We start from the raw sequence: 25,499 nt of genomic DNA, 5'->3' as shown, positions 1-25,499 counted from the left end.
AATGTGTTCACCTCATACCCTCGCCTACGCTGGTCTCGTCCTTTTTTGTACTACCCGACCGTCCTGTAAATAAATGACACGGTCAGACTGTTCTGCTACTTCCTGCTCATGGGTAACGATGATGAACGTAGTCCCATTTTCTTTGTTCATTTGTTTCATCAGGTTCATGATCTCTTGCTCTGTCTTACTGTCCAGATTCCCTGTTGGTTCATCCGCCAAAATAATTCCAGGCTGATTAACCAACGCCCGTGCGATACTCACCCGCTGCTGCTGACCGCCACTCAGCTCATTCGGCCTGTGGTCGATACGTCCTTCCAGCCCGACTCGCTCCAAAATCTCAGTCGCTTTTGCCCGGCGCTTTTTCACGCCTTCTCCTGCAAAAATCAAAGGAAGCTCTACATTTTCCAGCGCTGTCAAATTGGGCAGCAAATTGTACGACTGGAAAATAAAGCCCATGCTCTTCCGGCGAAACAAGCACAATTCGTTTTCGCTATAGCTGGAAATCTCTGCTCCACTGACCATGACACTGCCTTCCTCCGGTTTGGTCAAGCCGGCGAGCAGGTTGAGAAGCGTTGACTTCCCTGATCCTGAAGATCCGCACAGAGCCACAAACTCACCCTGATTCACGTGCAGGTTTATGTCAAACAGTACAGGTACTTTGATCTTGCCCGTTCCGTAGCTGTGATTGACACCTGTGACAGTCAATTCTCCTACCGCGTTAGCCATGTTTACACCTCATTCGTTCACATAAAATGGAAAAGATTAAAACACCTCATACTAAAGACGCAGGATGTTCAAAAACGTAACGCAAATTAGGAAACATTTTAACGTTCACACAGATGCAACATGTTCTTCAAAATTATGTAACAATCCTGTAACCATTCCCTCCCAGAAGCCTGCTATGATAGAGGTGTCAAGAACAAATGAGAGGGCAGATAAAAAATGACCATCTACCGCTTTTTATTCGAAACCGCAACACGCCGATGGGTTGAAATCATCAAAGCGCCAAGCATGTTCGAAGCTGCAAAACAAGCCAAGCAACTGGCAACAAAACGCTCCAAGTCAATGTCCACGACCATTTCCTTCTCCTTTCATCACGCCACTTTGCGTTAAGAGAGTGAAAAATAAAGATATTTTTGAAACCGCTTTCTCCTTTGGGGAAGGCGGTTTTTTTTTGTGCGCTATCACCTTTCGAAAATAACCTTCCATTATATGCCCCTGTTTGGAAGTGCTGAATTTTGCTAGTACAGCTTTTTATTTCAGGGGATATTATTGACACCACCGATTTTTTCCTCTTAATATAGAAGGAGACAGTACAGCGCATGACAGTATAGTCCCGCAGCGTCATGACTGCGGCACAAAGGGAGATAATCGAAATGACCATTCGTAAAGCACTGACCATCGCAGGCTCTGACACAAGCGGCGGAGCTGGCCAACAGGCCGACCTTAAAACATTTCAGGAGCTAGGCGTTTTTGGGATGACCGCGCTCACAGTCATCGTGGCACAGGATCCACACAATGAGTGGTTCCACGAGGTTTTTCCTATCGACGTAGCTATCCTCGAAAAACAGATCGAAACCGTTCTTTCGGGTATCGGTGTTGACGCAGTGAAAACTGGCATGCTCGGCACCACAGAGCTGGTCGAGCTGGCTACCCGCAAGATTGAACAATATCAATTGAAAAACGTTGTTGTTGACCCAGTCATGATCTGCAAAGGTGCTGACGAAGCCCTCCATCCGGAAATCGCGATCAGCCTGCGTGAGGTTTTGCTGCCGCGCGCTACAGTCGCAACACCAAATCTGTTTGAAGCAGGTATCTTGAGCCAAATGGGCGCTCTGAAAAGCGTAGATGATATGAAGGAAGCAGCAAAACGTATCCATGACTTTGGCACAGCCTATGTCGTAGTAAAAGGCGGAAGCAAGCTACAGGTTGGAAATCATGCTGTCGATGTTCTGTATGATGGACAATCTTTTGAGGTGTTGGAATCGGAGCGTTTTGAAACGACCTTCACTCACGGAGCAGGCTGCACCTTCTCTGCTGCAATCTGTGCAGAGCTGGCAAAAGGAAATTCCGTACGCGAGGCAGTCGGCGTAGCAAAAGACTTCATTACTGAAGCGATTCGTCATTCCTTCGCGCTGAATAAATACGTAGGACCAACCAACCACGGTGCGTACCGTTTGAGCAAGCAAGCATAAGCTTTTCACTTTTGCAAGGAATAAATACAACAAAAACTCCTGACTAACCCAGTCTTGTGATTGGTCGGTCAGGAGTTTTTTCATGCTTCTTTTTTAATTGGGGCCCCTGATTTCAAAGGAACCGAAGCAGGCCTTTTCCGTATGGAGCTGACTGTAAATATGATCAATGCACCCCAGATGAGTGAGAAACTGATCATATGCGTCGTTGTAAATGGCTCATGAAACAGAAAAATGGCCGACAAGAGTGAAATCGTCGGGGATAAATACTGAATAAAGCCAATCATCGAAAGTGGCAGACGGGCAGCAGCCTGTGCAAACCAATAAAGTGGCAATGCTGTCCCTACTCCAGCTAGTGTCAACAGTAGCACTTGCCACCATGCGAGCGCTGAAACAGTCTGTGTACCGTTGATTTGAATCATGAGCAGATAGGCGAGGGCAATTGGCGCCACAAAGAGCGTCTCCCATGCCAGACCAATAAACGCTTCCAGCTTTACTAGTTTTTTGGCCAGACCGTAAAACGCAAACGTCAGTGCAAGCGAAAGTGCAACCCAAGGAAACTCTCCGTACTGAATGGTAATGTACAAAACACCACAGCTTGCCAATGCGAGCGAAATCCACTGGCCTACATACATCTTTTCTTTTAAGAAAATGACACCCATTAAGACTGTAATCAACGGGTTCATGTAGTAGCCGAGGCTCGTTTGCATGACCTGATCATTATTGACCGCCCAAATGTATAGAAGCCAGTTTGCACTAATCAAGAGCGAGCAAACGATCAATGCCCCAACCATTTTGGCTCCTGAAACGGATTCCCGTAGCTTACGGGTGCGCTTGGTAACAACAATAATAATAGCAACGAACATGACTGACCAAACGATCCGATGCGCGAGGATCTCCCAAGCCCCCATCGCCTGGAACACCTTCCAATACAGCGGGAGCAGGCCCCACATAAAATACGCAGCAATCGCGTAAAAGACTCCCTGTTTCATATTTCTTTGCCTCCAAACGATTTCGCTTTTCCTCTAGATAGTAGTGTAACGGAATAATCCTCAATCGGCTATGTATTTACAGCCAGAATACAGCTTTATCACACTTTCATCCACTACCGAAGCAGCAGAGCAGTCAGCTATCTAATTACCACATTATCAGGATAAAGCGATAGACAAAATTTTATTGTACCAATTTTGGAGCTATAGTACAATAGTGATTATTCTTCCGAGTTTAGTCATAAGAAAGGAATTTTCACCTATGACATACTGGCGTTCTGTATTTTTAGTAATAATCGGAGCATGCAGCTACGGAGTCCTCTCCCTTTTTTTAAAACACGGATTTCAAATCGGGTACACACCTTATGAGCTTAGCGGGAGTCAGTTAATTTTTGGTGGCTTGATCATGATTGTCATGGCTTCCATCTTTTCACGGGAACGGTTTCGCTTCAAGTATTTGCTTGTACTTGCTCCCGTCAGCCTCATGATGGCATCAACGAGCTTTTTTTATCATCAGTCAGTTAGCCGTGTCTCAGCATCGCTCGCTATCGTATTGCTTTTCCAGTTTACGTGGATTGGTGTACTGCTTGAGTCTATCGTCGACCGCAAGTGGCCTACGCTTGAAAAATGGGTGTCGCTGATCATGCTGGGAATCGGTACCGTACTGGCTAGCGGGCTCGGCGAAACCGGATTGCAAAACGCTAGTCTCTCTGGACTGATTTATGGACTCTTGTCTGGTGCTACCTTTGCTTTTGTCATTTTCTTTAGCGGTCGCATCCTGCCGCAGATGAATCCTTACTTGCGAAGCGCGATTACGATTAGCATGGCTGGCGTGATGCTCTCCATCGTTTACCCGCCAACCTTTCTCATAAATGGCCAGCTGACCTCCGGGCTTTTGCCTCTCGCTCTTTGCGTTGCTGTGTTCGGGTCAGTTATCCCGATTTTCTGCTTAGCAGTTGGCGTCCCGCGCATCGGAAACGGACTGGCTACTATTTTGAGCGCAATTGAATTGCCTACTGTTGTATTGCTTTCCAGCTTTGTCCTCCACGAGAATGTGACACTCACGCAGTGGGGCGGCGTTTTGATGATTCTCGCAGCTATTGGGGTCCCGCAAATCAAGTGGCGTCACTTGTTTGCTCCTTCCCAACCGTTGCAAAAACGAAGCATGTAACATTAAAGACGTAAGTTAAAAGGCGTGTCGGGCGTAAATCGTTCCGACTCGTCTTTTTTATGTTTCTGCCCAAATAAGCTGTTGTAGCAGGCAGGAACCTACGTTCCCTTCGTGGAACTACTTGGAAACTGATTTCAGAAAAAGATGAGAGGAAGGAGACCGTACATGATGGAAAAGCGCCATGTAGTGCTGTTCCAGCAGCTTCAGGATTATCGCAGTGAAACCTTGCATGCTGTTGAGGGATTGACTGAGGAGGAAGTCAAAATCGTACCAAAAGGATTCAACAATAACATCCTCTGGAATTTGGGACATATCTATCTGGATCAATATTTGTGGATTTCGCACATAACAAAGGAAGAAATCTCTCTTCCTCCCTCGTTTCATGAATGGTTTGGTTATGGCACAAAGCCAGCTGACTGGCAAGCATCCCCGCCCTCTCTCCATACCCTTCGTCAGCTGCTGACAGCTCAGCCTGAACAGATCCGTGCCCTTTACGGCGAGCGTCTGGAAGAGGAATTCGCTGCCACAGAATCAGGCATGCACACAATTTCTCAGGTGCTAGTCAGAACGATTTTTCATGAAGGGCTGCATCTGGCAGCAATTACTGCGATTCGTCGCTCCCTGCGTGACAACCAAAATGTCCAAAGCTGATTAACAAAGTATCAGGTTCTACCAAAAAAGCTCAGCAGCATCGCCTCAACGGGCTTTGCTCTGAGCTTTATTCTTATCACAAATTCGTTATGTAGGTTGGTGCGGTCGGCGAGACTCGAACTCGCACGGGTCGCCCCGCCACCCCCTCAAGATGGTGTGTCTGCCAATTCCACCACGACCGCAAATGACTGATTCAATTCAAATAGAAAATGGGGCGATCGATGGGACTTGAACCCACGAGTGCCGGAGCCACAATCCGGTGCGTTAACCCCTTCGCCACGACCGCCATATTATCCAAGCTTTCATGGTAGCGGCGGAGGGAATCGAACCCCCGACCTTTCGGGTATGAACCGAACGCTCTAACCAGCTGAGCTACACCGCCAAAAATCTATGGAGCGGGTGATGGGAATCGAACCCACGCGACCAGCTTGGAAGGCTGGAGTTCTACCATTGAACTACACCCGCATACAACGCGTCTGATGCTTTGCTTTGGTGCGGTCGAGAGGACTTGAACCTCCACGGCCTCAACATAAAGAACGATAGAGGTGATCAACAAACTTTACAAGATACTATAGGTGACCCGTAGGGGATTCGAACCCCTGTATGACAGCGTGAAAGGCTGCTGTGTTAAACCGCTTCACCAACGGGCCAAGATGGCGGATGGAGTGGGATTTGAACCCACGAGACGGGTCGACCCCGCCTACACGATTTCCAATCGTGCTCCTTCGGCCGCTCGGACATCCATCCATTCTAGTAAGTGTCGCTAGTTGATCACTTCGGCAAGAATTAATCTATCATATCTAAAAAACGTTTTCAAGGGAAATTTCTCACAGCATTCGTGAAAAAAACAGCCACTTGCCTAAAGCAACCGTTTCCCAATCACAATACGCTGAAGTAATACTCTCGGTATGGTGGTGGTGGCAAGTGGCCAGAAGAAAAAATCACGGCGGACGGCTCCCCTGCTTATACGGCAATTGGTGCGGCCCTGGCTGTTCCGGACCTGGAGCACCGATTGACGATATTGATTTATGCTGTAAAAGACACGATATTTGCTACGAGAAACGCGGATATTTTTCTTGCAGCTGTGACCGCGAGTTGCTAAAATGCCTCTCCAAAAAGATTGATTACTCTACAGAAAAGGGCAGAATGGCTGCATTAATCTCAGCCTATTTCTCCCGCGCGCAATGCCTTCCTGACAAGGATTAAGCCCTTTCAGGAAATCAGTCATAAATCTGACAAAACTTACCTGTAATTCCATAGTATTTTTTGGTACTCTATGGAGTGTCCAAGGAGGGTCACCATGGAATTGCACTTACGTACCAAAGCCAGCCATGCATCGGCGCTACAGAAAGAAATAACTTGTCATGGCATCTGCATTTCTGCTTTACGTCCGTTTGAAAATGATCAAGTCGAATTCATATTTCACTCTATTTCCGAGCACCAGAAGAAGCTGATATCATACACTTTACGCAACTACAGCTATACGCTAACATATCTCTCCTAGTCGCCGCATAAGCAGGATCATTTTCTCCCCCTTTTTAGGGGGTTTTTTACGTGTAAGAAAGTTTAAGTGCTTCACCGTATAAAAGCAATCTTGCTTAAACTTTCTGGAACGCATAAAAACCTTCTGCTAAAACGCGGTCGCTCCTCCTTGTGGAGGCATCGATAGAGGTTTTTTTATTTTTGTTCTTCCACTTTTCCCATACGACGAACATCATCAGCTGTCATCGTCGACAGGGTGTTTAAAAACTCGATTTGAAAGCTGCCAGGCCCCTTATTCCCTACTTTTTGGGCAGCTAGCTCAGCCGCAACGCCGTAGGAGATCAAAGCCTGGACACCCGCTTCCAACTTATCATCTTCAATCGCTGCGAATGCCCCCATCACAGAAGTGAGCAAGCAACCGGTTCCAGTCACTTTTGTTAAAATCGAATGTCCATTGTGGATTAGGTACGTTCTCACTCCGTCTGAAATCACATCTACCTTACCCGTAATCGCAACAATGGTTTCGAGCTGCTTGGCGGCTGCAATTGCCAGAGAGATGACATCTTTGTCGCCAACACCTGCGTCTACGCCCTTTATTTGCCACTCTTCCCCGATCGTATTCGCAATTTCTGCTGCATTTCCTCTAATTATGGAAATGTCTAGCTGTTTGACTATTTTCCTCGCTGTTTCGGTACGATATGGTGTGGCTCCTGCTCCGACAGGATCAAACAAAACGGGAACTCCGTGCTCATTGGCAGATTTTCCGGCGATCAGCATCGCCTCTACCTCTTGTTCATTCAAGGTTCCCATGTTCAGTACGAGAGCACCTGCTATTTTGGCCATGTCTGCAACTTCTTCCTTGGCATAGGCCATTACTGGCGATGCTCCCAACGCCAGTAACCCATTGGCCGTAAAATTGGTCACGACCACATTTGTAATGTTATGTACGAGCGGATTATTCTGGCGTACGAGATCCAGTGATTGTCCAATTCGGTTAAGCTCCATGAATCCTGCCCCTTTCTGTCACATCATCAGGTGCTGGGAAGCATTTTATTTACCATCAAGACCTCCCCGAGCTCTGGATGTTCTTGTTTTACTCCTATGATGATATAGGAACGCTGCAAAAGAGGCAATTCTCGCATAGAAGCTAAGACATTCCAAGTCTTATTGTTCTCACAGGAGACCTTGCTATGGAACAAATAATGGCCTGCACCTTCTTTTAGAACTTGAATTTCTTCCAGAACTGCGGAAATCTTCACACGGTCATCAGGATGGGCAATCCGATTTTCTTCTACCCACTTTTCCTTCATTTCATCTACCTTTAGCATTTTCCATTTGTCCAAAAACTGCCAGTCCCTGGAATGGGGAAATATGTGCTTTGTCTCTTCTAAAAAGTGATTGTATTCTCCATGAAGTTGATCAACATAATCTTCTACATCCTCAGAAATGACGCGAATGGAGTCTTCCCCACATGTCCGAATATGATGTGCGAGGTATTTGAAGGACTCAATCATGTCAAAGTCCCCCCATCCCCAAGCTTGTTTACCGAAAACTCCCCCTCGGGTTCGGCATTTTGTGCAACTGAAGTAATAATATGTAGACATGTAAAATCCCCTATCTCCCTTTTTTGTGTCTATTTCTGGTATCGGAAAAGGGAGGCGTGCAATTTATGTTACATTCGAACCTATTTTTTAAAAATAATTATGTAAACTCGTGGATGTACCGGAAAAAATGCGCTCCCAAACGAAATTCCTACATAAAATCAGGAAAAAATACCCTATTAGAATGAAGCAATCTTCCTTATCATTGTCCACGTAGACAAAACAGTCATCTTACGTAGAGGTATTTTCATGAATAAAAAAATGACAAAAATATCCCTTATTATCAGCCTATGTCTGCTCCTGGCTCTGCCACCCGATTGGGCGTGGACAGTGAACGCTGCTGAACAGACTAGCGCGAAGGTACTCGCTACTTCTTTAAACGTGCGCAGTGAGCCAAGCTTTAAGGCAGCTGTCGTCGGGTCCTTGTCTTACGGTGCAACTGTCACGATCTCCAAGGAAGCATACGGCTGGGTACAGATCAGCTATAAGCAAACAACCGGCTGGGTAGCAGGCTATTATCTGCAAAAGACCTCAAAGGGAGTCGTCCCAGCTGCAAAGCCTGCGGCTTCATCTGGAACCAGTAGCAATCGCGGCACCGTCACAGCAGATGCTCTGCGGATGCGCAAAGGACCAGGTTTGGATCAGGACATCGTACAGGTCTTGCCACAAGGAACCACACTTGAGATTACGGGTCGCAAGGTGGATTGGTTGCAGGTCAAAACCTCTGCAGGAAAAACAGGCTGGGTTTCAGCCAATTATGTTGGTCAATCTACTGGCAAAGAGACTTCAAAAGCTACAACAAAGGCGACGAGCTCGTCTGGCCTGAAGGGAAAAGTGATCGTCATCGATCCGGGACACGGCGGAAGTGATGTTGGAGCTATTGGACTTAAGTGGAAAACGGAAGAAAAGAAGCTCAATCGAGACACTTCGAACAAAGTAGCAAGCAAGCTGCGTCAACGGGGTGCACAGGTTATCATGACCAGAACGAGTGACAGCGAAAAGCCTTCACTTTCGCAGCGAGTTGCCGTCAGTGAAGCCAAAGATGCTGATGCATTTGTCAGCATCCATTACAATTCGTCGATCAAGCCTACTAGTGGAACATTGACGTTTTTTTATTCGCAAGCGAAAGATTATCCATTAGCCCGTTCTATCGAAGCACGTCTACGCAGCAATCAAAGCCTCCCAAGCAATGGCATATCGTATGGAGACTATCATGTACTGCGCGAAAATGCTCAGCCTTCTGTGCTGGTTGAGCTAGGCTTTTTGACCAATGCAAAAGACGAGGCCATCATTCGTACGGCAAGCTATCAGGAACGTGCAGCACAAGCTATTGTGGATGGGCTGGCTGACTATTTTTCCAACTGACGCAAAAAATCAACACAAAAAAGGGTCCTGTCGACTTCCTAGCGACAAGGCCCTTTTCCTTCCTCACTCTATATGCATGTTTTACAACGATTACACTTCAAATTCATTCGTATTAACGGTGCGTCATCGAGACGTTGCCATGCCCGTGTCCTTCTTCTTCAGCGGTCTCACGAGTCCCTGCTTCTACCGTCCATGTAATGACGCGGCTGGAAATGACAACAGCCAAAATGGTATACATCATCTCTTTCATCGGTACGTACCAGAACGATAGACAAAGCACCATAACGTCTAGCAAAAGAAAAATCGTACCAATAGACAGCCCTGTGTACTTGCTGAGGAGCAAAGACAAAATATCGTCTCCACCCGTTGCCGCTCCATATCTGAGCACTAGCCCTGTTCCCAGCCCAGTCAAAACACCGGACAACAAGGAAGCGACTGGCATCATGTTATGGAGATCCATTACAATGGGGGAATACTGCTCAAAGCATTCATAAAACGCTGTAAAAGCAAGTGAAGCCAGAATCGTATCCCAAATAAATTGACGCCCTCTTACCAGACATGCCACAATAAACAGCGGAATGTCGAGCATGAGCATCATCATCGCCGGAGAAAGGTCAAAGGCGTATTTGGCCAGTAAGCCCAGTCCGACGAATCCACCCTCAGACAGGTGGTTCTGATAGTTAATGTGATAATAGGCAAAAGCAAGCAAACATGCACCAAACAAAATCAAACTGTAACGCCTTGATACTTGCAGCGCTCTCCTCATCATGGATTCCTCGCAGTTTTGTCGGTTTTGGCATAGACGCCCAACCAACTACAGAGGAACTTCGTAAGTTTAAGTCGCTACTCATACAAAATGCCCCGCTTTCGTAGTAGATTGGTACGTCTTTAGTGACGTTCAACTACTACGAAGCTAGATATAGGAGAGGTCATACTGTTTCCAGATCGCCCTATGGGGACGCATGGTATCCTGATCCCTTCCATTGCTTTTCTTATATGATAACACAAATACGGGGAAAAGACGAACGTTCCTCGCCTTTTCCCCGTACTAAAAACGAAATGCCCTGCTCTTCAGCTCAACTGGAATACCGGCAGTGACCATAAAAACCTGGTCGCTGATTGCAGCAACGCGCTGATTCATCAGTCCAGCGAGGTCACGGAAAAGTCTCCCCAGCGGATACTCCGGCACAATCCCATCGCCTACTTCATTTGTGACCAACAAGACAGTCCCTGGATATTCGCGTAATACTGTCAGCATTTCTGTCAGCTTTTCCATGATCCTCTCCATCGGGTTGTCGTTTTCAAGCTTCAACAACCAGTTGGACAGCCACAAGATGAGACAATCAACGAGTATCACCGTCTCTTTTGTCGCTACATCCGGCCTATTCTTGAGGGCTTGCAGGACGTCAGCGAGCTCATACGGCTCCTCTATCGTTTTCCAGTCAAAAGCCGCTTGCTGCCGCCTAAGCTGATGCTGGTTTACCCTTTCCTTTAGCTCTTCATCAAATACAGGGGAAGTCGCGATATAAATCCCCGCTGACGCGATATGGGCAGCATATTTTTCGGCAAAGGTGCTTTTGCCACTTCTAGCGCCTCCTGTGATCAGTACGACCAACCCGATCCCTCCCCTACCTCCACGATTCTGATTTCAAAAAGATCTGCGGCAATTGATGTACAGGATGCTCCATCACGATCGGTCTCGTGCCATAGACGTCTTCGATCAGGCTGCTTTGCATGATTTCTCTTGGCCCGCCAACCTGTACCTGTTTTCCTTTGTGAAGCATCAAGATACGATCACAGTACAGCGATGCTAGATTCAAATCATGAAGGACGGCGACCACCGTAAGCCCGGTTGTCTTTTGCCAGCTTTTCACGATATCCATCAACTGAATTTGATAGCCGATATCCAAGTAAGTAGTCGGTTCATCAAGCAGCAGCAGCTTTGGCTTTTGAACCAGGGCTTTTCCAAGCGCGACTCGCTGTTTTTCCCCACCGCTCAGTTCATCCAGCCCTCGGTCCTCCAACTGCTGCAAGCCAAGCATCTCGATAATGTCATCAATGAGAGAAGACGCATCCTCCGCCTCTTCGCCAAGCCAGTTCTGGAAAGGGAAGCGTCCCATCTCCAGCACCTCCCGGACACGAAAGCCTACTGGTGGAAGTCCTTCTTGCTCCAGCACCGCCAAAATCCGGGCAAGCTCCTTGCGAGTGTACTTGCGAAGCGGCTTTTCGTTAATGATAATTTCGCCAGCATCGCAGGAGATTACGCCGGAAATCATTTTTAATAGGGTTGATTTGCCGCTTCCATTTGGACCGATGATCCCGAAAAATTCTCCCTTATTGACGGAAAAGTGGATGTCCGCCAGAACCGCCGTCTGATGATATGACTTTTCTAAGCCAGTGACTTGAATCATTGCCTACCTCCTGCCCAGCCGTTTGTTCTGCTTTAACAAATAGGCGAAAAATGGTGCCCCCAGAAAAGCAGTAACGACCCCCAATGGAATTTCTGTTGGACTCAGTAGCATTCTCGCCACTGTATCTGCCCAGAGGACATAGATCCCACCGCAAATCGTCGCCATCGGTAACAGCAGTCGATAATCCGGACCTACCATCAGCCGAACGAGATGTGGCACGACTAGACCGACAAAGCCAACAATTCCCGCAATAGAAACAGCACCTGCCGTCAAAAGCGTAGAGACGATCAGGACAACCAGCTTCGTTCGTTCCACACTGACGCCCAAGTGAGCTGCTTGCCGCTCTCCTAGAGAAAACAAATTCAGTGCGCGTGCGTAAGAAACGAGAACCATCAGGCCGACAATCAAATAAGGCATTAACACATATGTAAAGTCCCAACCCCGAAATGACAAGCTTCCCATGAGCCAAAAGACGATCTCGTTTACAGCTTTATCCGATAGAGACACCATAAACGACACAAGCGAGCCAAGGAATGCCTGTACGACCACTCCAGAGAGCAGCAATGTCTCTGTTTGGAGCTTTCCTTGTGTATTCGCCAGTCGAAGTACAATCCACAAGCTGACAAATCCCGTCAGAAAGGCCACAACCGGAATACTCCACTGCCCCAAAAAGGAGATGTGCAGACCAAAAAGGATGAGAAAGGCTGCACCGACTGCTGATCCTGAAGCAACGCCCATCGTATACGGATCAGCGAGCGGATTGCGCAGCACCCCTTGAAAGCCAGCTCCCGCAAGAGACAGACACGCCCCTACCAAGACAGCCAATATGACACGTGGAAACCTAATCTTCATCACAATTTGCTCCGAGGATTCTTGCCAACTGACCGGTATCAGGTCACCCAGCCCGGGAAGCTGATGCATCAAAATCAACCATACCTCTGAAAGGGGAAGCTGGGCTGAGCCGAGCGAAATGCTGACCACCATAGATGCCAGCAAAGTGAGGCAAGCCACTCCTCCCCATAACAATAGACGCCTTTTCATTTTATTTCACCAGGTCAGGATAGATCGCCTTTGCTACTTCCTTCAAGCCCTGTGTAATACGTGGGCCAGGACGAGAGAGCATATTTTGATCCATGCCAAGCACTTGCTTATCGCGAATGGCTTTCATTTTTTCCCAGCCTTTGCGCGAAAGGATGATGTCCTCTAGCTTTTTGGACGTCGCCGTATCAACGATTCCGTTTGCATACAAGATCACATCTGGGTCATCCTTCAAAATCTTTTCCTCGCTAATGGCATTCCAGCCCTCTGTATCCGATGCGACATTGATCGCTCCAGACAGGGTAATCAGCTCATCCATGAACTCTCCCTTTCCCACGGTCCAGCCAGGGGAGAACTCCAGGTAAACTTTTTTCTTTTCTTCCGGTTTTACGTTCTTTACGGCATCTGTCACTTCCGCAATATCCTGCTTCATTTGTGCAACCAGTTTTTCTGCCTGCTCCTGCCGGTTCGTGATAACACCCATGGCAATAATATTGTTCATGATATCATCCAGCTTTTTCGGGTGCGTTACGTAGACAGGCATGCCCAATGATTTCAGCTTGTCAGCAACAGCCTTTTCCATCGATATGCCGCCGATAACGAGATCCGGGTTATGTGACAGGATGGCTTCCTCATTTGGCGTTACGACCCCACCTACCTTTGGTTTTGCAAGAGCTGCTTCTGGATAATCATCATATTCAGAGACTCCGACAATCCGATCATCTAAGCCCAACGCGAATAAAATCTCGGTTTCAGCCGGAGAAGTAGAAACAATTCGTTCAGGAGCCTTTTGGAATGTTACTTCTTTACCTGTCGCATCTTTCAACGTTAGCGGGTATGTTGTCTCCTTCACAGGGCTAGTGGCAGGATTCGTTTGAGATGCTTCCTTCTTCGCTGGAGTCTGGGCATTTGGTGCTGGCTGGCTGTTGCCCGCTCCCGAGCACCCAACCAAGCTCAAAGCTATCAAAACAGGGATGAATAATGGCAGCGATCGTTTCATTGTAAACTCTTCCTTTCTTCCCTAACTTAAAAAGCCCCTTTGCGTCCTCTACGGAGCAAGGGGCTGGCATTCAGGATGAACTACGTCATAGGTACCACCTGAGCTAGCCGACCCTTTCCGCGAAGGTACTGGCGCAATAAACAAACAGGCAGGTCTCCTGGCTTACGGCACATATGAATGCCGCTTCACAGTGGCGGGACCGCGCCGGATTTTCACCGACTTCCCTTTTCACCCCGTTTCTTTTACGAAGAAACAAGGCACCTGTTTGCATGAGGACTATTTTATTGTAAATAAGGTTATGACTCACCCACCATGATAGCACTCATCCAGAAAAAAAAGAATGAAAAAGAAAACCAAAGCCCTGACAGGTCCTTGGTTTTTCCATTTGTTTCACTATTTTTGTCTTTTTTGTAAATAGTCGATAATCCCCATCGAGCAAACTTCCAAATCCAGCTTTAAAATGCCAAAGACTTCGTGGTGGGCAGAAATACCAGCAGTTTGCAAATCATCCGCTACCCGATTCAAAAGTCTTGAAGCGAGCTCTTCGTAGCCAAGTCCTGCCGCCAAGACGGCCTCCCCTTCCGCGACAAACACAGGTAGCCATTTTGTTACTTGCTGGTACACATCCTCTACCTGGTCAGTCATACCAAAATGACCAAAGTAAATCCGATCCAAGCCACGCTCGCGATAACGTGCAATTGAGTGTAGCATCTTGTCAGGGTCAAACTGGTTGGGAGAAGTCGAAGGCAGAACGAGATGCAGACCATTTTCTTTGAGCTGCGGGTAATGTACTCCTGCCGTATCTCCTGTAAACATCCCGTTACTCACTGGGTCGTAGATGCTGAAATGATGGTTGGCGTGACCAGGTGAGTCCAAAAATTCCAGTGTACATCCAGGTCCAATCGACAGCGTCTCTCCATCTGCCTTTACGATTAAGCGATTCTCTGGAACAGGGACGATCGGATCGAATAAGGACTCGAACTGCTCACGGTATACCACTCGGGCACCCTCCATAAGTCTACTAGGATCAACCAAATGTCGCGCGCCTTTTGGATGGACGACGATTTTGGCATTTGGGCACTCTTGCAAAAACAAGCCCGCACCACCTGCATGATCCAAGTGGATATGTGTGACGATTATGTATTTTACCTGGTCCAGAGAATATCCCAGCTTGGCCAGACCTTCACGAATATACGGGACAGATGGACTTGGACCGGTTTCGATCAAAGTGAGCTCCTCTTCTGCAATCACATAAGTGCCTGTCCGCCCAGGCAAGCCCAAATCAAAGCCGTCAATCAGGTGAATTCGCTGCCCCAGATGAAGTGGTTCTGTTGTCTGCATACAATCGTTCTCCTTCTCTTGTTTTGTTCGTTATCGTTTTTGAACACTGCCTGCCTTTTCTTTACTTTACTGTATCATTTTACCTCTCGTCATTTGTGCCAGTTCCGATTGCTTCTGCTGCCTGATTGAGCTGTTCACGTGCTTTCCGGCAGCTCCACGGCCTGATTTCGGTATCCCAGCTTTGTCAGTGTTAACTGTACCTTTGGACGCTTTCTTTTAGCGGTTCCAACGCTCGTCAACTCCTTCTTATGACAGGAATGGCATTAACGCCTCTACAATGACGTCTGGACGATCTAAGTGAATAGAATGTGTAGCATGCCTCGCTAAAATGAAGGTACCTAGATTGGACAATGCCACCTGTTCTTGAATCAATTCCTGCCAAATGGTTTCGATCATGTTTGCTTCTTCTGCGGGAACACCGTCTTGAATGGATGATAGTACTGACTGAATAGGATCGCGACCAATAACGGTAAGCGGCACTTGAGGAAAACTATCCATTGCCTTAATTCGTCGAGCACAGCCCTCCCAATGTTCGATTTCCGAAGCCATTGCTTTGTACAAAAATGGACTGCACAAAAATGTCTTGATTTCACTTTGTGCCCAATCGGATAGCCTTTTGTGAGCCGAACTCAAAATAGGATCTAATATTGCACCCAGTTGCTTGGCATTCATCGTGGCAAATTGTCTACATTTACGAATCCAATACTCATCAGTGTCTTCTATAGATGAAACTGGAATTTGGTTTAGCCTTTCCAAAGAATCTGATGTGGAATCTACAAGAATAACTGCCTCTGTTTTTTCCGGGTATGCTTTTGCATAATGCTGAGCGCACAAACCTCCATAGGAGTGACCGACTAAAACAAAAGGCTCCACCATTCCGATATTTTGCAAAAGCTCATCTAATTCATCGATAAATTGGGCAGTTGTTCTCTTTTCTTCGCCAATTTCACTTTGTCCACATCCAGATCTATGAACGATGACAAATCCTGCAGCTTCCTTCCATTCATTTACAACTAATTCCCATTCGTGTGCCGATGACGACATACCTGGAAGAATCACCACCTTGGGTATCCCCGATCCCCCTATAAAGCACTCTACTTTTCTCCCTTTACTCATTACAATTTTCCGATTCATAGGAAAAGCCCCCATCATATTGTTATTTCGAGTATACTTCCCCTCCCTTCATTTTAACATTTTATTTACTGATTATTTTGAATGAATATCATTTTGCATGGAAAAAAGCTGCCCATGTGAAGGCAGCTTTCGCGATTAGCTATTATTGATGAGACGATTGATTGCCTGTATAAATCACAACTGCATCTCTTAGAAACTCTGCAAGACCAGGCTGTTCTTTGTCATAGTACGCTGTGAATCTCGGATCGTCAACGTACATCTGCGCAATCCCAGCATGCGCTTCGCTGCTGTAGTGATCCCAATAAAAGCTCAGCCATTTTCGGTGCATATCTGCTGCCTTCTGCGCGAGCTCACTGCCAGGATCTCCTGTGGTGAATGCTTGGGCGAGTGTTTTAAGCAGATCATCACCAAGCTGCTCTACTTCAGCATATTGCTCTTCGGTCATCCCTTTTATTTTCGCGTTAGCTTTGTCAATTTGATCGCTTCCATATTTGGCCCGAATTTCTTCGCCGTACTTTTCTTCATTGTTGTCTATAAGCGTTTGCTTGAAGCCTTCAAATTTTTGCTTGTCACTCATTTTACTTTTTCCCTCTCTTTCAGCTAAAGTCATTTCGACATTGGCAATAAGTGCATCTAACTGAGCACGTTTTTCCAGGAGTTTCGCGCGATGCTCCCGCAGTGCGTGGCCAGCGTCATAATTCGGTGAGGTGATGATTTCCTTGATTTCCTCCAAGCTCACACCTAGCTCTCGGTAAAAAAGGATTTGCTGCAGGCGGTCCACCTCTTGCTGTCCGTAGATGCGATATCCGGATGAATTGATTCTCGCCGGCTTGAGAATGTCAATTTCATCGTAATATCGGAGTGTCCGGGTGCTGACACCCGCCAGGAGCCCTAGCTTTTGTACGGTATATTCCACTTTGATCCCTCCTGACAAATTCATCGTACACATTTACGTACCGTCAATGTCAAACACAATCTGATGAAAAAAAGGACCCAAACGTTAAAGACTTCCTCATTGAACTATCGTTCTCCATTAGTTGAGAAGAGGCTACCTCGTCGTCCACAGGTAGCCTCCGTTTGATCAAATATTCTACTTTCGATTCCCTATTGGTAAGGTTTAGTATCCATTCCTAAAAAGATATAAACCGAAACCTAATGTATCCCTACCCCATTCTAGATAAGTATTTCTCCAACTCCTAATTCTTGTTAGCATAGCTTCCACGTCGGGATCATTAGGGTTTTCATAGCAGTAATTTTCAATTGAGCTCGCATAAAGACCCTCGTATGCATCCCAATCATCTTCACTTGCTACAACGGAGTAAAGAGGTGTCAGTCCCAACTGTTCACCCAGCTTTACATTTCCATGATGTGTCTTCAAATCTTCAAGTTGTGCCCCGAGCGCCTGTAAATACTCAACGGGAGGAGTTTTCTTCCAATACCCTTCACCAACGAGAATATATCCACCGGGATGAACGCATTTTCTTAATGCTTGCAACGTAGCTGCTAAATCACCAACTGCATGTGTAGACCCAACGCATATACCCAATCGAAACTCTGGAGTGGAATAATTGTCCATCACTTGTTTTGCATCTTCATTGACAAATTGGATGCGGTCTAACGAAATTCTCCCGTTTGCACGATTACGAGCCGTTTCGATCGAACCATCATATAGCTCTATAGCAGTGGCTAAAATGTTATATTTCTCAATGTAACGAATGAGCAATTCACTTGTTCCAGCTCCAATGTCAATCGCTTTATCATCGGGGGTCATCTTTGTTAGATTAATAATCGTGTTGATCTTGCTTTCACTGATTGGATTGCAAAATGCATGGTCCCTGTGGGCTATCGCCGAGAATTTGTTTCTGTCCATTGTTTTCTCCTTTGCTTGAATCGAGTTTTAACCAGTCCCTTTTTAATAACGTTATAAAACATTTTCACTATTCAAGCAATACTTATCTAACAGTTATTGGTTCTACGATTACGGTAACATAAAATAGAACGTCCCAGCCTGTAGCCGAAAAGCTAGTCATCATTTTTACGGAACAATAATTAACAATCTTTCCCTTTTTTATGATACAATTATGTTAACCTCAAATGATAACAACATGGACTGCAGGTGAGCGTAGGATGCGATACCGTGCGCTTACTTCATAACCTAGCCTTTCGCTGAAAGGAAAAGGAGGAGATCCGATGCTTTATATTATCGGTTTTGTCGTAGCGGTAGTTGCTGCCGGCTATTTCTTTAGCGGCATGCTCAGTCAGCGTGCCAGAGACAAGCATGCGATTAAAAATTACTCAGACGATGCTTACGCGCAGCAATACATTCAGCATAATTATCATCACCAGAACCATGGTCCGTTTTAATATTTGCAAGCAAAAAAGGCTGCCCTCCAGGACAGCCTTTTCTTCATGTATCGACAATTCATTACAGTGCTTGAAATGTATCGGTCAATACCGGTACGATTTGTTTTTTGCGGGATACCACGCCTTTGAGAACGGCTTTGTTGTCCACAAGTGTAACGTTGTATGCTTTTTCTACTGCCCTTGTTGCACTACCCAAAGCAATTGCTACGGAATCGTTGTTCAAAATATCCGTAACGACAAATACGAACAGATCGAGTCCTTTTTCACTGATGATGCTATTCATCGCTGCTTCCAATTCAGCTTGGCGAGCCAGTACATCATTTACGTCTACTGCATTTACTTGAGCGATTTCTACTTTTGCACTACCCATTTGGAATTCTTTTGCATCCAGGGAAAGCAGGTCTGCAATCGTTTTATCGCTCAGATCTGCACCAGCCTTGAGCATTTCCAAGCCGTACGCTTCGAGGTTCACTCCAGCAATCTGTGCCAGCTCATGAGCTGCAGCTACGTCTTGCTCTGTGCAGGTTGGCGATTTCAACAGCAATGTATCGGAAATAATCGCAGACAGCATCAGTCCAGCGATTTCTTTTGGAATCTCCACACCATTTTCCTTGTACAGCTTTTTCAGAATGGTTGTCGTGCAACCAACTGGCTCTGCACGGAAATAGAGCGGGTTGCTGGTTTCAAAATTGGCAATACGGTGGTGGTCGATCACTTCGACTACCTGAACCTGCTCGATGTCACTGACGCTTTGTTGGCGCTCATTGTGGTCAACGAGAATCACTTCATTGACTTCGTTCGCTACCGTTTCCACCAAGCGTGGTTCCTTCACTTGGAAGTAATCCAGTACAAATTGGGTTTCGCTGCTGATCACACCCAGGCGAACAGGCTCAACATCAGCACCCAGCTTTGTTTTCAAATCCGCGTATACGAGGGCAGAACAAATGGAATCCGTGTCTGGATTTTTATGACCGAAAATGAGTTTTTTTTCCATGATCCATACTCCTTAGACTTGTTTTGGCGACAAAATTATACCATAGGATAGAGGATATTCCCAAGTAACATTATAGGTTCAAAGTCGATGAATGGAAATAAAGATTTACTGCAGTTGCTTGATCGCCTCTTCGATAAAATCAAGGATTTGGTTATCGACCGGATACTGCATGATCAATTCAGGCGCTTCCTTTTGAATGCGCCACAGCTTCTCCCGCAGCTCTTCTCTGCCTGCAAAAATACGGTCACTTGCCTGTAAAAAGCGCTTTGCCCATTCCTTAGCCTTTTCCGAGCACGGATCTCTATTTTCATCCGCTTTTATTTCCGCAAACAACTCTATGAGTTCCTGTGTCCGCGGATCATCGTCCTGAATGCGTGGAAGATGCTTTTCGAGGAAATCGAGCTCCTCTTCTGTGAACAAATTGATTAAGCCAATCTGCCTGGCGTCGGGCTTTGTTTCATACAAAAGGTGCAAATATCGGAATAAGTTATCCCAGTCCATCTTTCCTTCCAGCTTGATGGAGCGTTGCACAACCAGGATGATTTCCTGCATAAGCTTGTACGTTTTCATCTGATTTTCAATTTCCTCCAGCTGCTGCTGCAACAAGTCTTCCCACTCCAGTGTGGACTCTTCAAAAATGAGCTTGACCTGCTTCAGGTTTAATCCGAGCGCTTTTAACAGACGAATCTTGTACAGCTTTTCGATTTCCTCCTCCGTATAAATACGATGACCGCCCTCAGACAAGGAAGACGGCGTCAGTAGACCGATCTGATCATAAAAGCGCAGCGTTCGCTTCGTTATTTGCAGAAGCTTGGCAATCTCACCGGTTCCGTACATTTTTTCCCCCAGACCAATCAACACCTTTTCAATAGATGACGACTCTATGTTAGATTCTTTATGCTTTTTCAAGTTACGAGAAAAAAAGCTGCCGGCAAGCGCCAACAGCTATTTGGGATGTTCCTATTATTATGGTCAAAATAACCTTTTCACGTCAACTTGCCTTAGCGGACCATGACTCCCCCGCCATCGACCATGATTGTTTGACCGGTGATATAATCGGAGTCCTGAGATGCCAAGAATACAGCAGTACGCCTTTCATGAAAAAGAAGGTGGACAATGTACCTGTCGAATACGCCAAGTGCACATCATCAGCAGTCATATCTTCGAATGTCTTTACTCTAGACGCCTGCGCATTATTGACGAGAATGTCGATCGTGCCCCATTTTGCAATGACGGTATCAATCGTATTTTTTACTTGCTCCTGGTCTGAGACGTCGCAGGCAATCCCTATTGCTTCTACTCCCAGCTCGCGTAGACCTTGTGCAGTGCTCTGTGCATTTTCTGCAATCATATCGACAACGGCTACATGTGCGCCTTACGAGTAGGAATGAGTTTTTGAATGTGAAATCCCTTTGCTCACGTAAAAACATGTCTGTGAGCGAGCCACAGCTTTAAAACAAGAGCGCGAATGCCTTCTTCTGCCAAAAAGTACGAATTGTGCCTATTGCTCGCCTTATATGAGCGTCCTTAAACTTTGCAGGCTGCCAGTCTCCTTCCGTATAATAAAAACATCCGGGATATACCAGACTCGGTAATATGAGAAAGAGAGCGTGAACCCTCGTGTAAAACCTATCGTTTCTATCTATCTTTCTATATTGGACCGTACAGAAGGAGAAACGATTTTCGTTGGAATCATCCAGTTGGAAGAGTGTATTTTTTTGAATCTATCTGATTGTGACACTGCAAACGGTCGTCATGTCAGTGTTAACCTTGGAAGTGAAAAACCCAGCACGTATTACAATGACTACGCAATCCGTGCAATCAGCACTGGTCACATGCACCGAATCAGATAATCGTAAATAACCTGCGGCACTCTACTCCATGATGTAGAGTGCCTTTTGATTCATGAGATCTTGATTGGAGGCGAGTATATGCGAAAAATGACAGTGACCCTTTATGATGAGACTTGGGTGCACCAATTTTTCCAAGAAGCGAAGATCTTGCGCGAGCTTTTTGGAGAAGAGCTTATCGACATTCATCATATTGGAAGTACAGCTATTCCAGGGCTGAAGGCAAAGCCCATCATTGACATGCTCCCCGTTGTCAAGGATATTGTACGAATCGATACCTACAATGAAGCAATGAGGCAACTTGGGTACGTACCCAGAGGCGAATTTGGTTTAGAGGGCAGACGCTATTTTCCCAAGGGCGGAGACAACCGTACACACCACGTGCACGTTTATCAAACGGGGCATCCTGCGATTGCTCGTCATCTTGCCTTTCGCGACTATTTGCGGGCACATCCCGAAGTCGCAAAAGCGTATGGGGCATTAAAGGAAGGGCTAGCGCTACGCTACCCTTATGATCCCGCCGCTTATGTAAATGGGAAGGAAGCGTGGGTACTCGCAGCGGAGAAAGATGCTTGGGAATGGTTTACAACGCGATAAGGCCATCGTTCAGGCGTGCTACTTCAATCTCCGCTACATCCGGCTATTGAACACTCCGCCAACAAAAAAAGGCACCGCGTGATCATTTCTCTGACCACGCAGTACCACCCAATTAATTTCACGGTACAATGACTTTTTCCCTATATGCAAATCATCGAATTCAAATCCCGCGGATAGTACGTCAACATCTCGATTCCATCCTCTGTGACAGCCACAGTATCCGAATGACGGAAGCCACCCAGTCCGCGGACGTATATACCTGGCTCAACTGTTAAAACCATACCTGGTTGAATGATCGTGTGATCTCCAAGATCAAAGAATGGGGCCTCATGTCCAAGTAATCCGATCGCATGTCCGGTATGATGGGAGGTCAAATGCTGAATTTCGTTTTCTTTAAAGAAGGCTTGGACTGCTTCCTCCACTTTTGACATCGGAATCCCTGGCTTGATGTTTTGGAAGGCGATGTCTTGTGCTTGAACCATGTAATTGAAATATTTTTCTTGTTCCTTGCTTACCTCCTGCACAAACATCGTCCGCTCCAGCTCACTATGATAGCCCCATACTTCGCCAGCTGCTCCTGTAACGAGTGTATCTCCTCTTTTCAAGACGAGGTTTTGTGTCACCGCATGCGGGAAAGCAGACATAGCCCCTACTTGTCCACGGAAAATGGCGTACGCCGTGTTTCCATGTGGCTTGTAATCGGCTCCAAGCGTCTCGATCATCGCCATCGTCGCTTCAGAGCTCGCTCTCGTTGTGATTTCGATTTCGCTAAGACCCGGCTTGGAGTACTTTTGCAGCAAGCGATGCGCCAGATTTCCCCAACGGCATGATTCCTTGATCAGCTCAATTTCCGCTTCGGATTTGATGACACGCATTTCTTCTCCCCAGCCATAAATGGATTGGAGCTGCTGTGCCTCTAAAAACTGGCTCACTTTAGGTCCACGATAGCCCATGGAGGAGCCGTAGCCGTCTGCATCAAAGCCTACCCGTTTTCCTGCGAACCCTGCTTCAACCAAGGCGTCCTTAAAATATTCCATCGGGTGACGGAGTCCAGGATATTCAGGATAGGAATGGACCTTGTCTACGTACGCAAATTCCTCTGCGTGCTCATGCTCAAGCGCCGGAACGAACAAATGCGTTTGCTGCTTGGGATCAATGAAAAAGCCAATCGGTCTTTCTGTCGGATGAAAGTGAAAGCCTGTCAGGTAAAAAATATCGGTGACACTAAACAAAATCGCACAATCTAGCTGGTTTTGTTGCAGTCTCGCAAAAAGCTTTTGCTGGCGCTCAAGAATTTCTGCTTTTGGAATGGCTAGTAACATACAAATCTCCTCTTTTCATCGTTTGATTTTATGTGGAATAAATGTGGCAAGCGACAACATGATTGCCTAAATCAACTATTGGTGGCTTTTCTGTTTTACAGATCATCATGCAATCCGGGCAACGCGGGTGAAACGTACAACCCTGCGGTGGATTTAACGGGCTTGGTACATCCCCAGTCAGAATCACGCGGTCCTTTTCCTCGTCTGGATGCGTAATCGGAACGGCAGACAAAAGCGCCTTGGTGTACGGGTGCTTAGGGGCGGTAAATATGTCCTCCGTCTTCGCCAGCTCCACCAGCTTGCCGAGGTACATCACGCCAACCCGATCCGTGATATGTCGAACGACACCCAGATCGTGCGAAATAAATACATAAGTAAGCTGGAAGTCCCGTTGTAATTTCAGCAGCAGATTAATGACCTGTGACTGAATCGAAACATCCAGTGCAGAAACCGGCTCGTCCGCAATAATTAGCTCCGGCTGGAGAATCACGGCCTTGGCAATTCCGATCCTTTGGCGCTGTCCTCCGGAAAATTCATGCGGATACGAATGCAGGTGATATTCGGAGAGTCCGACGATTTCCAAAATTTCAATCGCCTTTTTGACTCGTTCTTCCTGCGAATACAAGCCATGGACGCGCAGCGGCTCGGTTAAAATTTGCAGGATCGTCTTTTTCGGATTCAGAGAAGCGTATGGGTCTTGGAAGACCATCTGCATTTTGCGGCGCAGCTTCCTCATTTTTTCATAGGACAGGTCTGCGATATTTTCGCCTTGAAACCAGATTTCACCTGAAGTCGTCTCCTGCAGCCTGAGAATCGCTCGACCCGTCGTTGACTTCCCGCAGCCACTCTCTCCCACGAGTCCGAACGTCTCCCCTTTGTACACCGTAAAGGAAACATCATCTACAGCTTTTACTTGCTGCTTTGGCTGAAACCAGCCTGTTTTGATATCATAGTATTTTTTCAGTTGCTTGATTTCTAACAAAGGCTCAGGTAGCATGGGCAGCAACCTCCTGATGCTCGTGCGCATATAGCCAGCAGCGGCAAGACTGATGAGGCAAGGAAAGGAGCGGCGGTCTCTCCTGCCAGCACTTCTCCACTGCCTCTGGGCAACGAGGTGCGAATGTGCAGCCTTGTGGCAGCTCGTCTGGACGAGGGACACTTCCCGGGATTGATTTCAGCTCTCCTTTGCGCTCATTGGAGTTTGGCATGGATGCAAGCAGGCCTCTTGTATACGGATGCTTCGGTGAATTGAAAATCGTCCGCACATCCGCATTTTCCACCACCTGACCTGCGTACATGACTACGACGCGATCACACATTTCGGCAACCACTCCGAGGTCGTGGGTAATCAGCAGGATCGACATCCTCTTTTCTTGCTTGATCTGTCTCATCAGCTGCAGGATTTGCGCTTGTATCGTTACATCGAGCGCCGTCGTCGGTTCATCCGCGATCAAAAGCTTTGGTTCACAAAGCATGGCGAGTGAGATCATCGCTCTCTGCCGCATCCCTCCAGACAATTGATGCGGATACTCGTCTATAATCTGCTCGGCTCGCGGGATTCCTACCGACCGCAGCATCTCGATGATTTTGTTACGGATTTGCTTTTTGTTTAAGCTTGTATGCTGTCTCAGTGGCTCGCTTAGCTGCTGTCCGATGGTAAAAACGGGATTGAGAGACGTCATGGGCTCCTGAAAAATCATCGAGATTTCGTAGCCCCGCAGCTTACGCATCTTCTTTTCGGGCAGCTCGGTAATGTCACGTCCATCAAAGAGAATGTGCCCACTCTCTACATAAGCCATTGGCTTTGGCAACAGCCCCATCACGGATAACGAGGTGACGCTTTTACCACAGCCTGACTCGCCTACAATCCCTAGGGTTTCACCCGCATAAACAGTCAGGTCTACTCCATTTACGGCTTTGACCACTCCACTCGCGGTCTTGATATGGGTTTGTAATTGCTTTACCTCTAAAATAGGGGACTCTTTGCCCATCCTCGT

At 46.8% G+C, this 25,499-nt stretch carries 26 protein-coding genes, 6 tRNA genes, 2 pseudogenes and 1 riboswitch; of the genes and pseudogenes, 8 read left to right on the top strand and 26 right to left on the bottom strand.

Annotation, left to right across the window (positions count from 1 at the left end; genetic code table 11):
- Nucleotides 1–24 precede the first annotated feature (24 nt).
- Nucleotides 25–726, bottom strand: coding sequence for an ABC transporter ATP-binding protein (locus tag SB752_RS10305; protein WP_410715576.1), 702 nt, complete (start codon nucleotides 724–726; stop codon nucleotides 25–27).
- 216 nt (nucleotides 727–942) lie between these two features.
- Between SB752_RS10305 and SB752_RS10300 the strand changes: the two genes are divergently transcribed.
- Together SB752_RS10300 and pdxK are read left to right on the top strand one after the other, a co-directional pair.
- On the top strand, nucleotides 943–1,113 hold the full coding sequence (locus SB752_RS10300) for a hypothetical protein (protein ID WP_410715575.1): 171 nt from the start codon (nucleotides 943–945) through the stop codon (nucleotides 1,111–1,113).
- Between the two features lie 263 nt (nucleotides 1,114–1,376).
- Entirely contained in the window at nucleotides 1,377–2,195 is an 819-nt protein-coding gene (pdxK, locus tag SB752_RS10295; protein ID WP_410715574.1) for a pyridoxine/pyridoxal/pyridoxamine kinase, read from the top strand.
- A gap of 80 nt (nucleotides 2,196–2,275) precedes the next feature.
- On the opposite strand, the gene rarD is transcribed toward pdxK, so the two are convergent.
- Nucleotides 2,276–3,184: an EamA family transporter RarD gene (gene rarD / locus SB752_RS10290; protein ID WP_410715573.1), complete on the bottom strand. Its 909-nt coding sequence runs from the start codon at nucleotides 3,182–3,184 to the stop codon at nucleotides 2,276–2,278.
- A gap of 259 nt (nucleotides 3,185–3,443) precedes the next feature.
- Between rarD and SB752_RS10285 the strand changes: the two genes are divergently transcribed.
- Nucleotides 3,444–4,352, top strand: coding sequence for an EamA family transporter (locus SB752_RS10285; protein WP_410715572.1), 909 nt, complete (start codon nucleotides 3,444–3,446; stop codon nucleotides 4,350–4,352).
- Nucleotides 4,353–4,520: 168 nt separating this feature from the next.
- Nucleotides 4,521–5,003 carry a DinB family protein gene (locus SB752_RS10280; protein WP_410715790.1) on the top strand — a complete coding sequence of 161 codons (483 nt, stop codon included), beginning with the start codon at nucleotides 4,521–4,523 and terminating at the stop codon, nucleotides 5,001–5,003.
- 97 nt (nucleotides 5,004–5,100) lie between these two features.
- Here the strand turns inward: SB752_RS10280 and SB752_RS10275 are convergent.
- The 8 genes from SB752_RS10275 to SB752_RS10240 all read right to left on the bottom strand — a co-directional run bounded on the left by SB752_RS10275 (nucleotide 5,101) and on the right by SB752_RS10240 (nucleotide 7,999).
- Nucleotides 5,101–5,185 (bottom strand) — tRNA-Leu (locus tag SB752_RS10275).
- A gap of 28 nt (nucleotides 5,186–5,213) precedes the next feature.
- Nucleotides 5,214–5,289: transfer RNA gene (locus SB752_RS10270), tRNA-His, on the bottom strand.
- 19 nt (nucleotides 5,290–5,308) lie between these two features.
- A tRNA-Met gene (locus SB752_RS10265) sits at nucleotides 5,309–5,385 on the bottom strand.
- A 9-nt stretch (nucleotides 5,386–5,394) separates the two neighbouring features.
- Nucleotides 5,395–5,468: transfer RNA gene (locus SB752_RS10260), tRNA-Gly, on the bottom strand.
- Between the two features lie 111 nt (nucleotides 5,469–5,579).
- A tRNA-Glu gene (locus SB752_RS10255) sits at nucleotides 5,580–5,653 on the bottom strand.
- 4 nt (nucleotides 5,654–5,657) lie between these two features.
- Nucleotides 5,658–5,750 (bottom strand) — tRNA-Ser (locus SB752_RS10250).
- Between the two features lie 930 nt (nucleotides 5,751–6,680).
- On the bottom strand, nucleotides 6,681–7,490 hold the full coding sequence (thiM, locus tag SB752_RS10245; RefSeq protein WP_410715571.1) for a hydroxyethylthiazole kinase: 810 nt from the start codon (nucleotides 7,488–7,490) through the stop codon (nucleotides 6,681–6,683).
- Nucleotides 7,491–7,516: 26 nt separating this feature from the next.
- Entirely contained in the window at nucleotides 7,517–7,999 is a 483-nt protein-coding gene (locus SB752_RS10240) for a hypothetical protein (RefSeq protein ID WP_410715570.1), read from the bottom strand.
- A gap of 336 nt (nucleotides 8,000–8,335) precedes the next feature.
- On the opposite strand from SB752_RS10240, the gene SB752_RS10235 reads away from it, so the two are divergent.
- Complete coding sequence (locus tag SB752_RS10235; RefSeq protein ID WP_410715569.1) at nucleotides 8,336–9,451, top strand: N-acetylmuramoyl-L-alanine amidase family protein; 1,116 nt, start codon at nucleotides 8,336–8,338, stop codon at nucleotides 9,449–9,451.
- Between the two features lie 112 nt (nucleotides 9,452–9,563).
- Here the strand turns inward: SB752_RS10235 and SB752_RS10230 are convergent, their stop codons facing one another.
- The 9 genes from SB752_RS10230 to SB752_RS10190 all read right to left on the bottom strand — a co-directional run bounded on the left by SB752_RS10230 (nucleotide 9,564) and on the right by SB752_RS10190 (nucleotide 18,245).
- On the bottom strand, nucleotides 9,564–10,220 hold the full coding sequence (locus SB752_RS10230; protein WP_103107762.1) for a YitT family protein: 657 nt from the start codon (nucleotides 10,218–10,220) through the stop codon (nucleotides 9,564–9,566).
- Nucleotides 10,221–10,499: 279 nt separating this feature from the next.
- Complete coding sequence (gene cobU, locus SB752_RS10225) at nucleotides 10,500–11,066, bottom strand: bifunctional adenosylcobinamide kinase/adenosylcobinamide-phosphate guanylyltransferase (protein ID WP_410715568.1); 567 nt, start codon at nucleotides 11,064–11,066, stop codon at nucleotides 10,500–10,502.
- 13 nt (nucleotides 11,067–11,079) lie between these two features.
- On the bottom strand, nucleotides 11,080–11,862 hold the full coding sequence (locus SB752_RS10220) for an ABC transporter ATP-binding protein (protein WP_410715567.1): 783 nt from the start codon (nucleotides 11,860–11,862) through the stop codon (nucleotides 11,080–11,082).
- Between the two features lie 3 nt (nucleotides 11,863–11,865).
- Nucleotides 11,866–12,903: a FecCD family ABC transporter permease gene (locus SB752_RS10215; RefSeq protein ID WP_410715566.1), complete on the bottom strand. Its 1,038-nt coding sequence runs from the start codon at nucleotides 12,901–12,903 to the stop codon at nucleotides 11,866–11,868.
- 1 nt (nucleotide 12,904) lies between these two features.
- Nucleotides 12,905–13,900: an ABC transporter substrate-binding protein gene (locus tag SB752_RS10210; protein WP_410715565.1), complete on the bottom strand. Its 996-nt coding sequence runs from the start codon at nucleotides 13,898–13,900 to the stop codon at nucleotides 12,905–12,907.
- 130 nt (nucleotides 13,901–14,030) lie between these two features.
- Nucleotides 14,031–14,180: riboswitch (cobalamin riboswitch) on the bottom strand.
- Between the two features lie 113 nt (nucleotides 14,181–14,293).
- Nucleotides 14,294–15,241, bottom strand: a complete 948-nt coding sequence (locus tag SB752_RS10205) for an MBL fold metallo-hydrolase (RefSeq protein ID WP_410715564.1) — start codon at nucleotides 15,239–15,241, stop codon at nucleotides 14,294–14,296.
- Nucleotides 15,242–15,487: 246 nt separating this feature from the next.
- Nucleotides 15,488–16,375: an alpha/beta fold hydrolase gene (locus tag SB752_RS10200; protein ID WP_410715563.1), complete on the bottom strand. Its 888-nt coding sequence runs from the start codon at nucleotides 16,373–16,375 to the stop codon at nucleotides 15,488–15,490.
- A gap of 142 nt (nucleotides 16,376–16,517) precedes the next feature.
- On the bottom strand, nucleotides 16,518–17,291 hold the full coding sequence (locus SB752_RS10195; protein ID WP_410715562.1) for a MerR family transcriptional regulator: 774 nt from the start codon (nucleotides 17,289–17,291) through the stop codon (nucleotides 16,518–16,520).
- A gap of 201 nt (nucleotides 17,292–17,492) precedes the next feature.
- The gene (locus SB752_RS10190) at nucleotides 17,493–18,245 is read right to left on the bottom strand and encodes an SAM-dependent methyltransferase (RefSeq protein WP_410715561.1); all 753 of its coding nucleotides are present in this window, start codon (nucleotides 18,243–18,245) and stop codon (nucleotides 17,493–17,495) included.
- Nucleotides 18,246–18,565: 320 nt separating this feature from the next.
- Here SB752_RS10190 and SB752_RS10185 point away from each other — a divergent pair, with 320 nt between their 5' ends.
- Nucleotides 18,566–18,739, top strand: a complete 174-nt coding sequence (locus tag SB752_RS10185; protein ID WP_164684823.1) for a hypothetical protein — start codon at nucleotides 18,566–18,568, stop codon at nucleotides 18,737–18,739.
- A 61-nt stretch (nucleotides 18,740–18,800) separates the two neighbouring features.
- Here the strand turns inward: SB752_RS10185 and SB752_RS10180 are convergent, their stop codons facing one another.
- From SB752_RS10180 to SB752_RS10165, 4 genes and pseudogenes are all read right to left on the bottom strand, one after another.
- Nucleotides 18,801–19,733, bottom strand: a complete 933-nt coding sequence (locus SB752_RS10180) for a manganese-dependent inorganic pyrophosphatase (RefSeq protein WP_410715560.1) — start codon at nucleotides 19,731–19,733, stop codon at nucleotides 18,801–18,803.
- 105 nt (nucleotides 19,734–19,838) lie between these two features.
- Nucleotides 19,839–20,570 (bottom strand): MerR family transcriptional regulator, encoded by a 732-nt coding sequence (locus tag SB752_RS10175; RefSeq protein ID WP_410715559.1) that lies wholly within the window; start codon nucleotides 20,568–20,570, stop codon nucleotides 19,839–19,841.
- A 164-nt stretch (nucleotides 20,571–20,734) separates the two neighbouring features.
- Nucleotides 20,735–20,824 (bottom strand): annotated as a pseudogene (locus SB752_RS10170) (SDR family oxidoreductase); the annotation flags it as partial.
- Between the two features lie 50 nt (nucleotides 20,825–20,874).
- A pseudogene (locus SB752_RS10165) lies at nucleotides 20,875–21,084 on the bottom strand (SDR family NAD(P)-dependent oxidoreductase); the annotation flags it as partial.
- 259 nt (nucleotides 21,085–21,343) lie between these two features.
- Between SB752_RS10165 and SB752_RS10160 the strand changes: the two are divergent.
- Nucleotides 21,344–21,586 (top strand): hypothetical protein, encoded by a 243-nt coding sequence (locus SB752_RS10160; RefSeq protein WP_410715558.1) that lies wholly within the window; start codon nucleotides 21,344–21,346, stop codon nucleotides 21,584–21,586.
- 78 nt (nucleotides 21,587–21,664) lie between these two features.
- Nucleotides 21,665–22,180, top strand: a complete 516-nt coding sequence (locus SB752_RS10155; RefSeq protein ID WP_410715557.1) for a GrpB family protein — start codon at nucleotides 21,665–21,667, stop codon at nucleotides 22,178–22,180.
- A 140-nt stretch (nucleotides 22,181–22,320) separates the two neighbouring features.
- Here the strand turns inward: SB752_RS10155 and SB752_RS10150 are convergent, their stop codons facing one another.
- Genes SB752_RS10150 through SB752_RS10140 form a run of 3 tightly spaced genes read right to left on the bottom strand, consistent with a single transcriptional unit; the run spans nucleotide 22,321 to nucleotide 25,493 of the window.
- Nucleotides 22,321–23,502, bottom strand: a complete 1,182-nt coding sequence (locus SB752_RS10150; RefSeq protein WP_410715556.1) for a M24 family metallopeptidase — start codon at nucleotides 23,500–23,502, stop codon at nucleotides 22,321–22,323.
- Nucleotides 23,503–23,530: 28 nt separating this feature from the next.
- On the bottom strand, nucleotides 23,531–24,499 hold the full coding sequence (locus SB752_RS10145) for an ABC transporter ATP-binding protein (protein ID WP_410715555.1): 969 nt from the start codon (nucleotides 24,497–24,499) through the stop codon (nucleotides 23,531–23,533).
- Nucleotides 24,489–25,493 (bottom strand): ABC transporter ATP-binding protein, encoded by a 1,005-nt coding sequence (locus SB752_RS10140; protein WP_410715554.1) that lies wholly within the window; start codon nucleotides 25,491–25,493, stop codon nucleotides 24,489–24,491. The genes SB752_RS10145 and SB752_RS10140 overlap by 11 nt, the downstream gene beginning before the upstream one ends.
- Nucleotides 25,494–25,499: the final 6 nt, after the last annotated feature.

It is taken from the genome of Brevibacillus sp. SIMBA_040, assembly GCF_046535075.1.
Classification (GTDB): Bacteria; Bacillota; Bacilli; order Brevibacillales; family Brevibacillaceae; genus Brevibacillus.
The sequence above is the reverse complement of the archived record's forward strand: the minus strand, read 5'-3'. Positions and strand labels throughout refer to the sequence as shown.

Coding starts and splice junctions, on each gene's coding strand:
- SB752_RS10305 (WP_410715576.1), bottom strand. CDS start 726: ATGGCTAACGCGGTAGGAGAATTGACTGTCACAGGTGTCAATCACAGC.
- SB752_RS10300 (WP_410715575.1), top strand. CDS start 943: ATGACCATCTACCGCTTTTTATTCGAAACCGCAACACGCCGATGGGTT.
- pdxK (WP_410715574.1), top strand. CDS start 1,377: ATGACCATTCGTAAAGCACTGACCATCGCAGGCTCTGACACAAGCGGC.
- rarD (WP_410715573.1), bottom strand. CDS start 3,184: ATGAAACAGGGAGTCTTTTACGCGATTGCTGCGTATTTTATGTGGGGC.
- SB752_RS10285 (WP_410715572.1), top strand. CDS start 3,444: ATGACATACTGGCGTTCTGTATTTTTAGTAATAATCGGAGCATGCAGC.
- SB752_RS10280 (WP_410715790.1), top strand. CDS start 4,521: ATGGAAAAGCGCCATGTAGTGCTGTTCCAGCAGCTTCAGGATTATCGC.
- thiM (WP_410715571.1), bottom strand. CDS start 7,490: ATGGAGCTTAACCGAATTGGACAATCACTGGATCTCGTACGCCAGAAT.
- SB752_RS10240 (WP_410715570.1), bottom strand. CDS start 7,999: ATGATTGAGTCCTTCAAATACCTCGCACATCATATTCGGACATGTGGG.
- SB752_RS10235 (WP_410715569.1), top strand. CDS start 8,336: ATGAATAAAAAAATGACAAAAATATCCCTTATTATCAGCCTATGTCTG.
- SB752_RS10230 (WP_103107762.1), bottom strand. CDS start 10,220: ATGATGAGGAGAGCGCTGCAAGTATCAAGGCGTTACAGTTTGATTTTG.
- SB752_RS10220 (WP_410715567.1), bottom strand. CDS start 11,862: ATGATTCAAGTCACTGGCTTAGAAAAGTCATATCATCAGACGGCGGTT.
- SB752_RS10215 (WP_410715566.1), bottom strand. CDS start 12,903: ATGAAAAGGCGTCTATTGTTATGGGGAGGAGTGGCTTGCCTCACTTTG.
- SB752_RS10210 (WP_410715565.1), bottom strand. CDS start 13,900: ATGAAACGATCGCTGCCATTATTCATCCCTGTTTTGATAGCTTTGAGC.
- SB752_RS10205 (WP_410715564.1), bottom strand. CDS start 15,241: ATGCAGACAACAGAACCACTTCATCTGGGGCAGCGAATTCACCTGATT.
- SB752_RS10200 (WP_410715563.1), bottom strand. CDS start 16,375: ATGAATCGGAAAATTGTAATGAGTAAAGGGAGAAAAGTAGAGTGCTTT.
- SB752_RS10190 (WP_410715561.1), bottom strand. CDS start 18,245: ATGGACAGAAACAAATTCTCGGCGATAGCCCACAGGGACCATGCATTT.
- SB752_RS10185 (WP_164684823.1), top strand. CDS start 18,566: ATGCTTTATATTATCGGTTTTGTCGTAGCGGTAGTTGCTGCCGGCTAT.
- SB752_RS10180 (WP_410715560.1), bottom strand. CDS start 19,733: ATGGAAAAAAAACTCATTTTCGGTCATAAAAATCCAGACACGGATTCC.
- SB752_RS10175 (WP_410715559.1), bottom strand. CDS start 20,570: ATGTACGGAACCGGTGAGATTGCCAAGCTTCTGCAAATAACGAAGCGA.
- SB752_RS10155 (WP_410715557.1), top strand. CDS start 21,665: ATGCGAAAAATGACAGTGACCCTTTATGATGAGACTTGGGTGCACCAA.
- SB752_RS10150 (WP_410715556.1), bottom strand. CDS start 23,502: ATGTTACTAGCCATTCCAAAAGCAGAAATTCTTGAGCGCCAGCAAAAG.
- SB752_RS10145 (WP_410715555.1), bottom strand. CDS start 24,499: ATGCTACCTGAGCCTTTGTTAGAAATCAAGCAACTGAAAAAATACTAT.
- SB752_RS10140 (WP_410715554.1), bottom strand. CDS start 25,493: ATGGGCAAAGAGTCCCCTATTTTAGAGGTAAAGCAATTACAAACCCAT.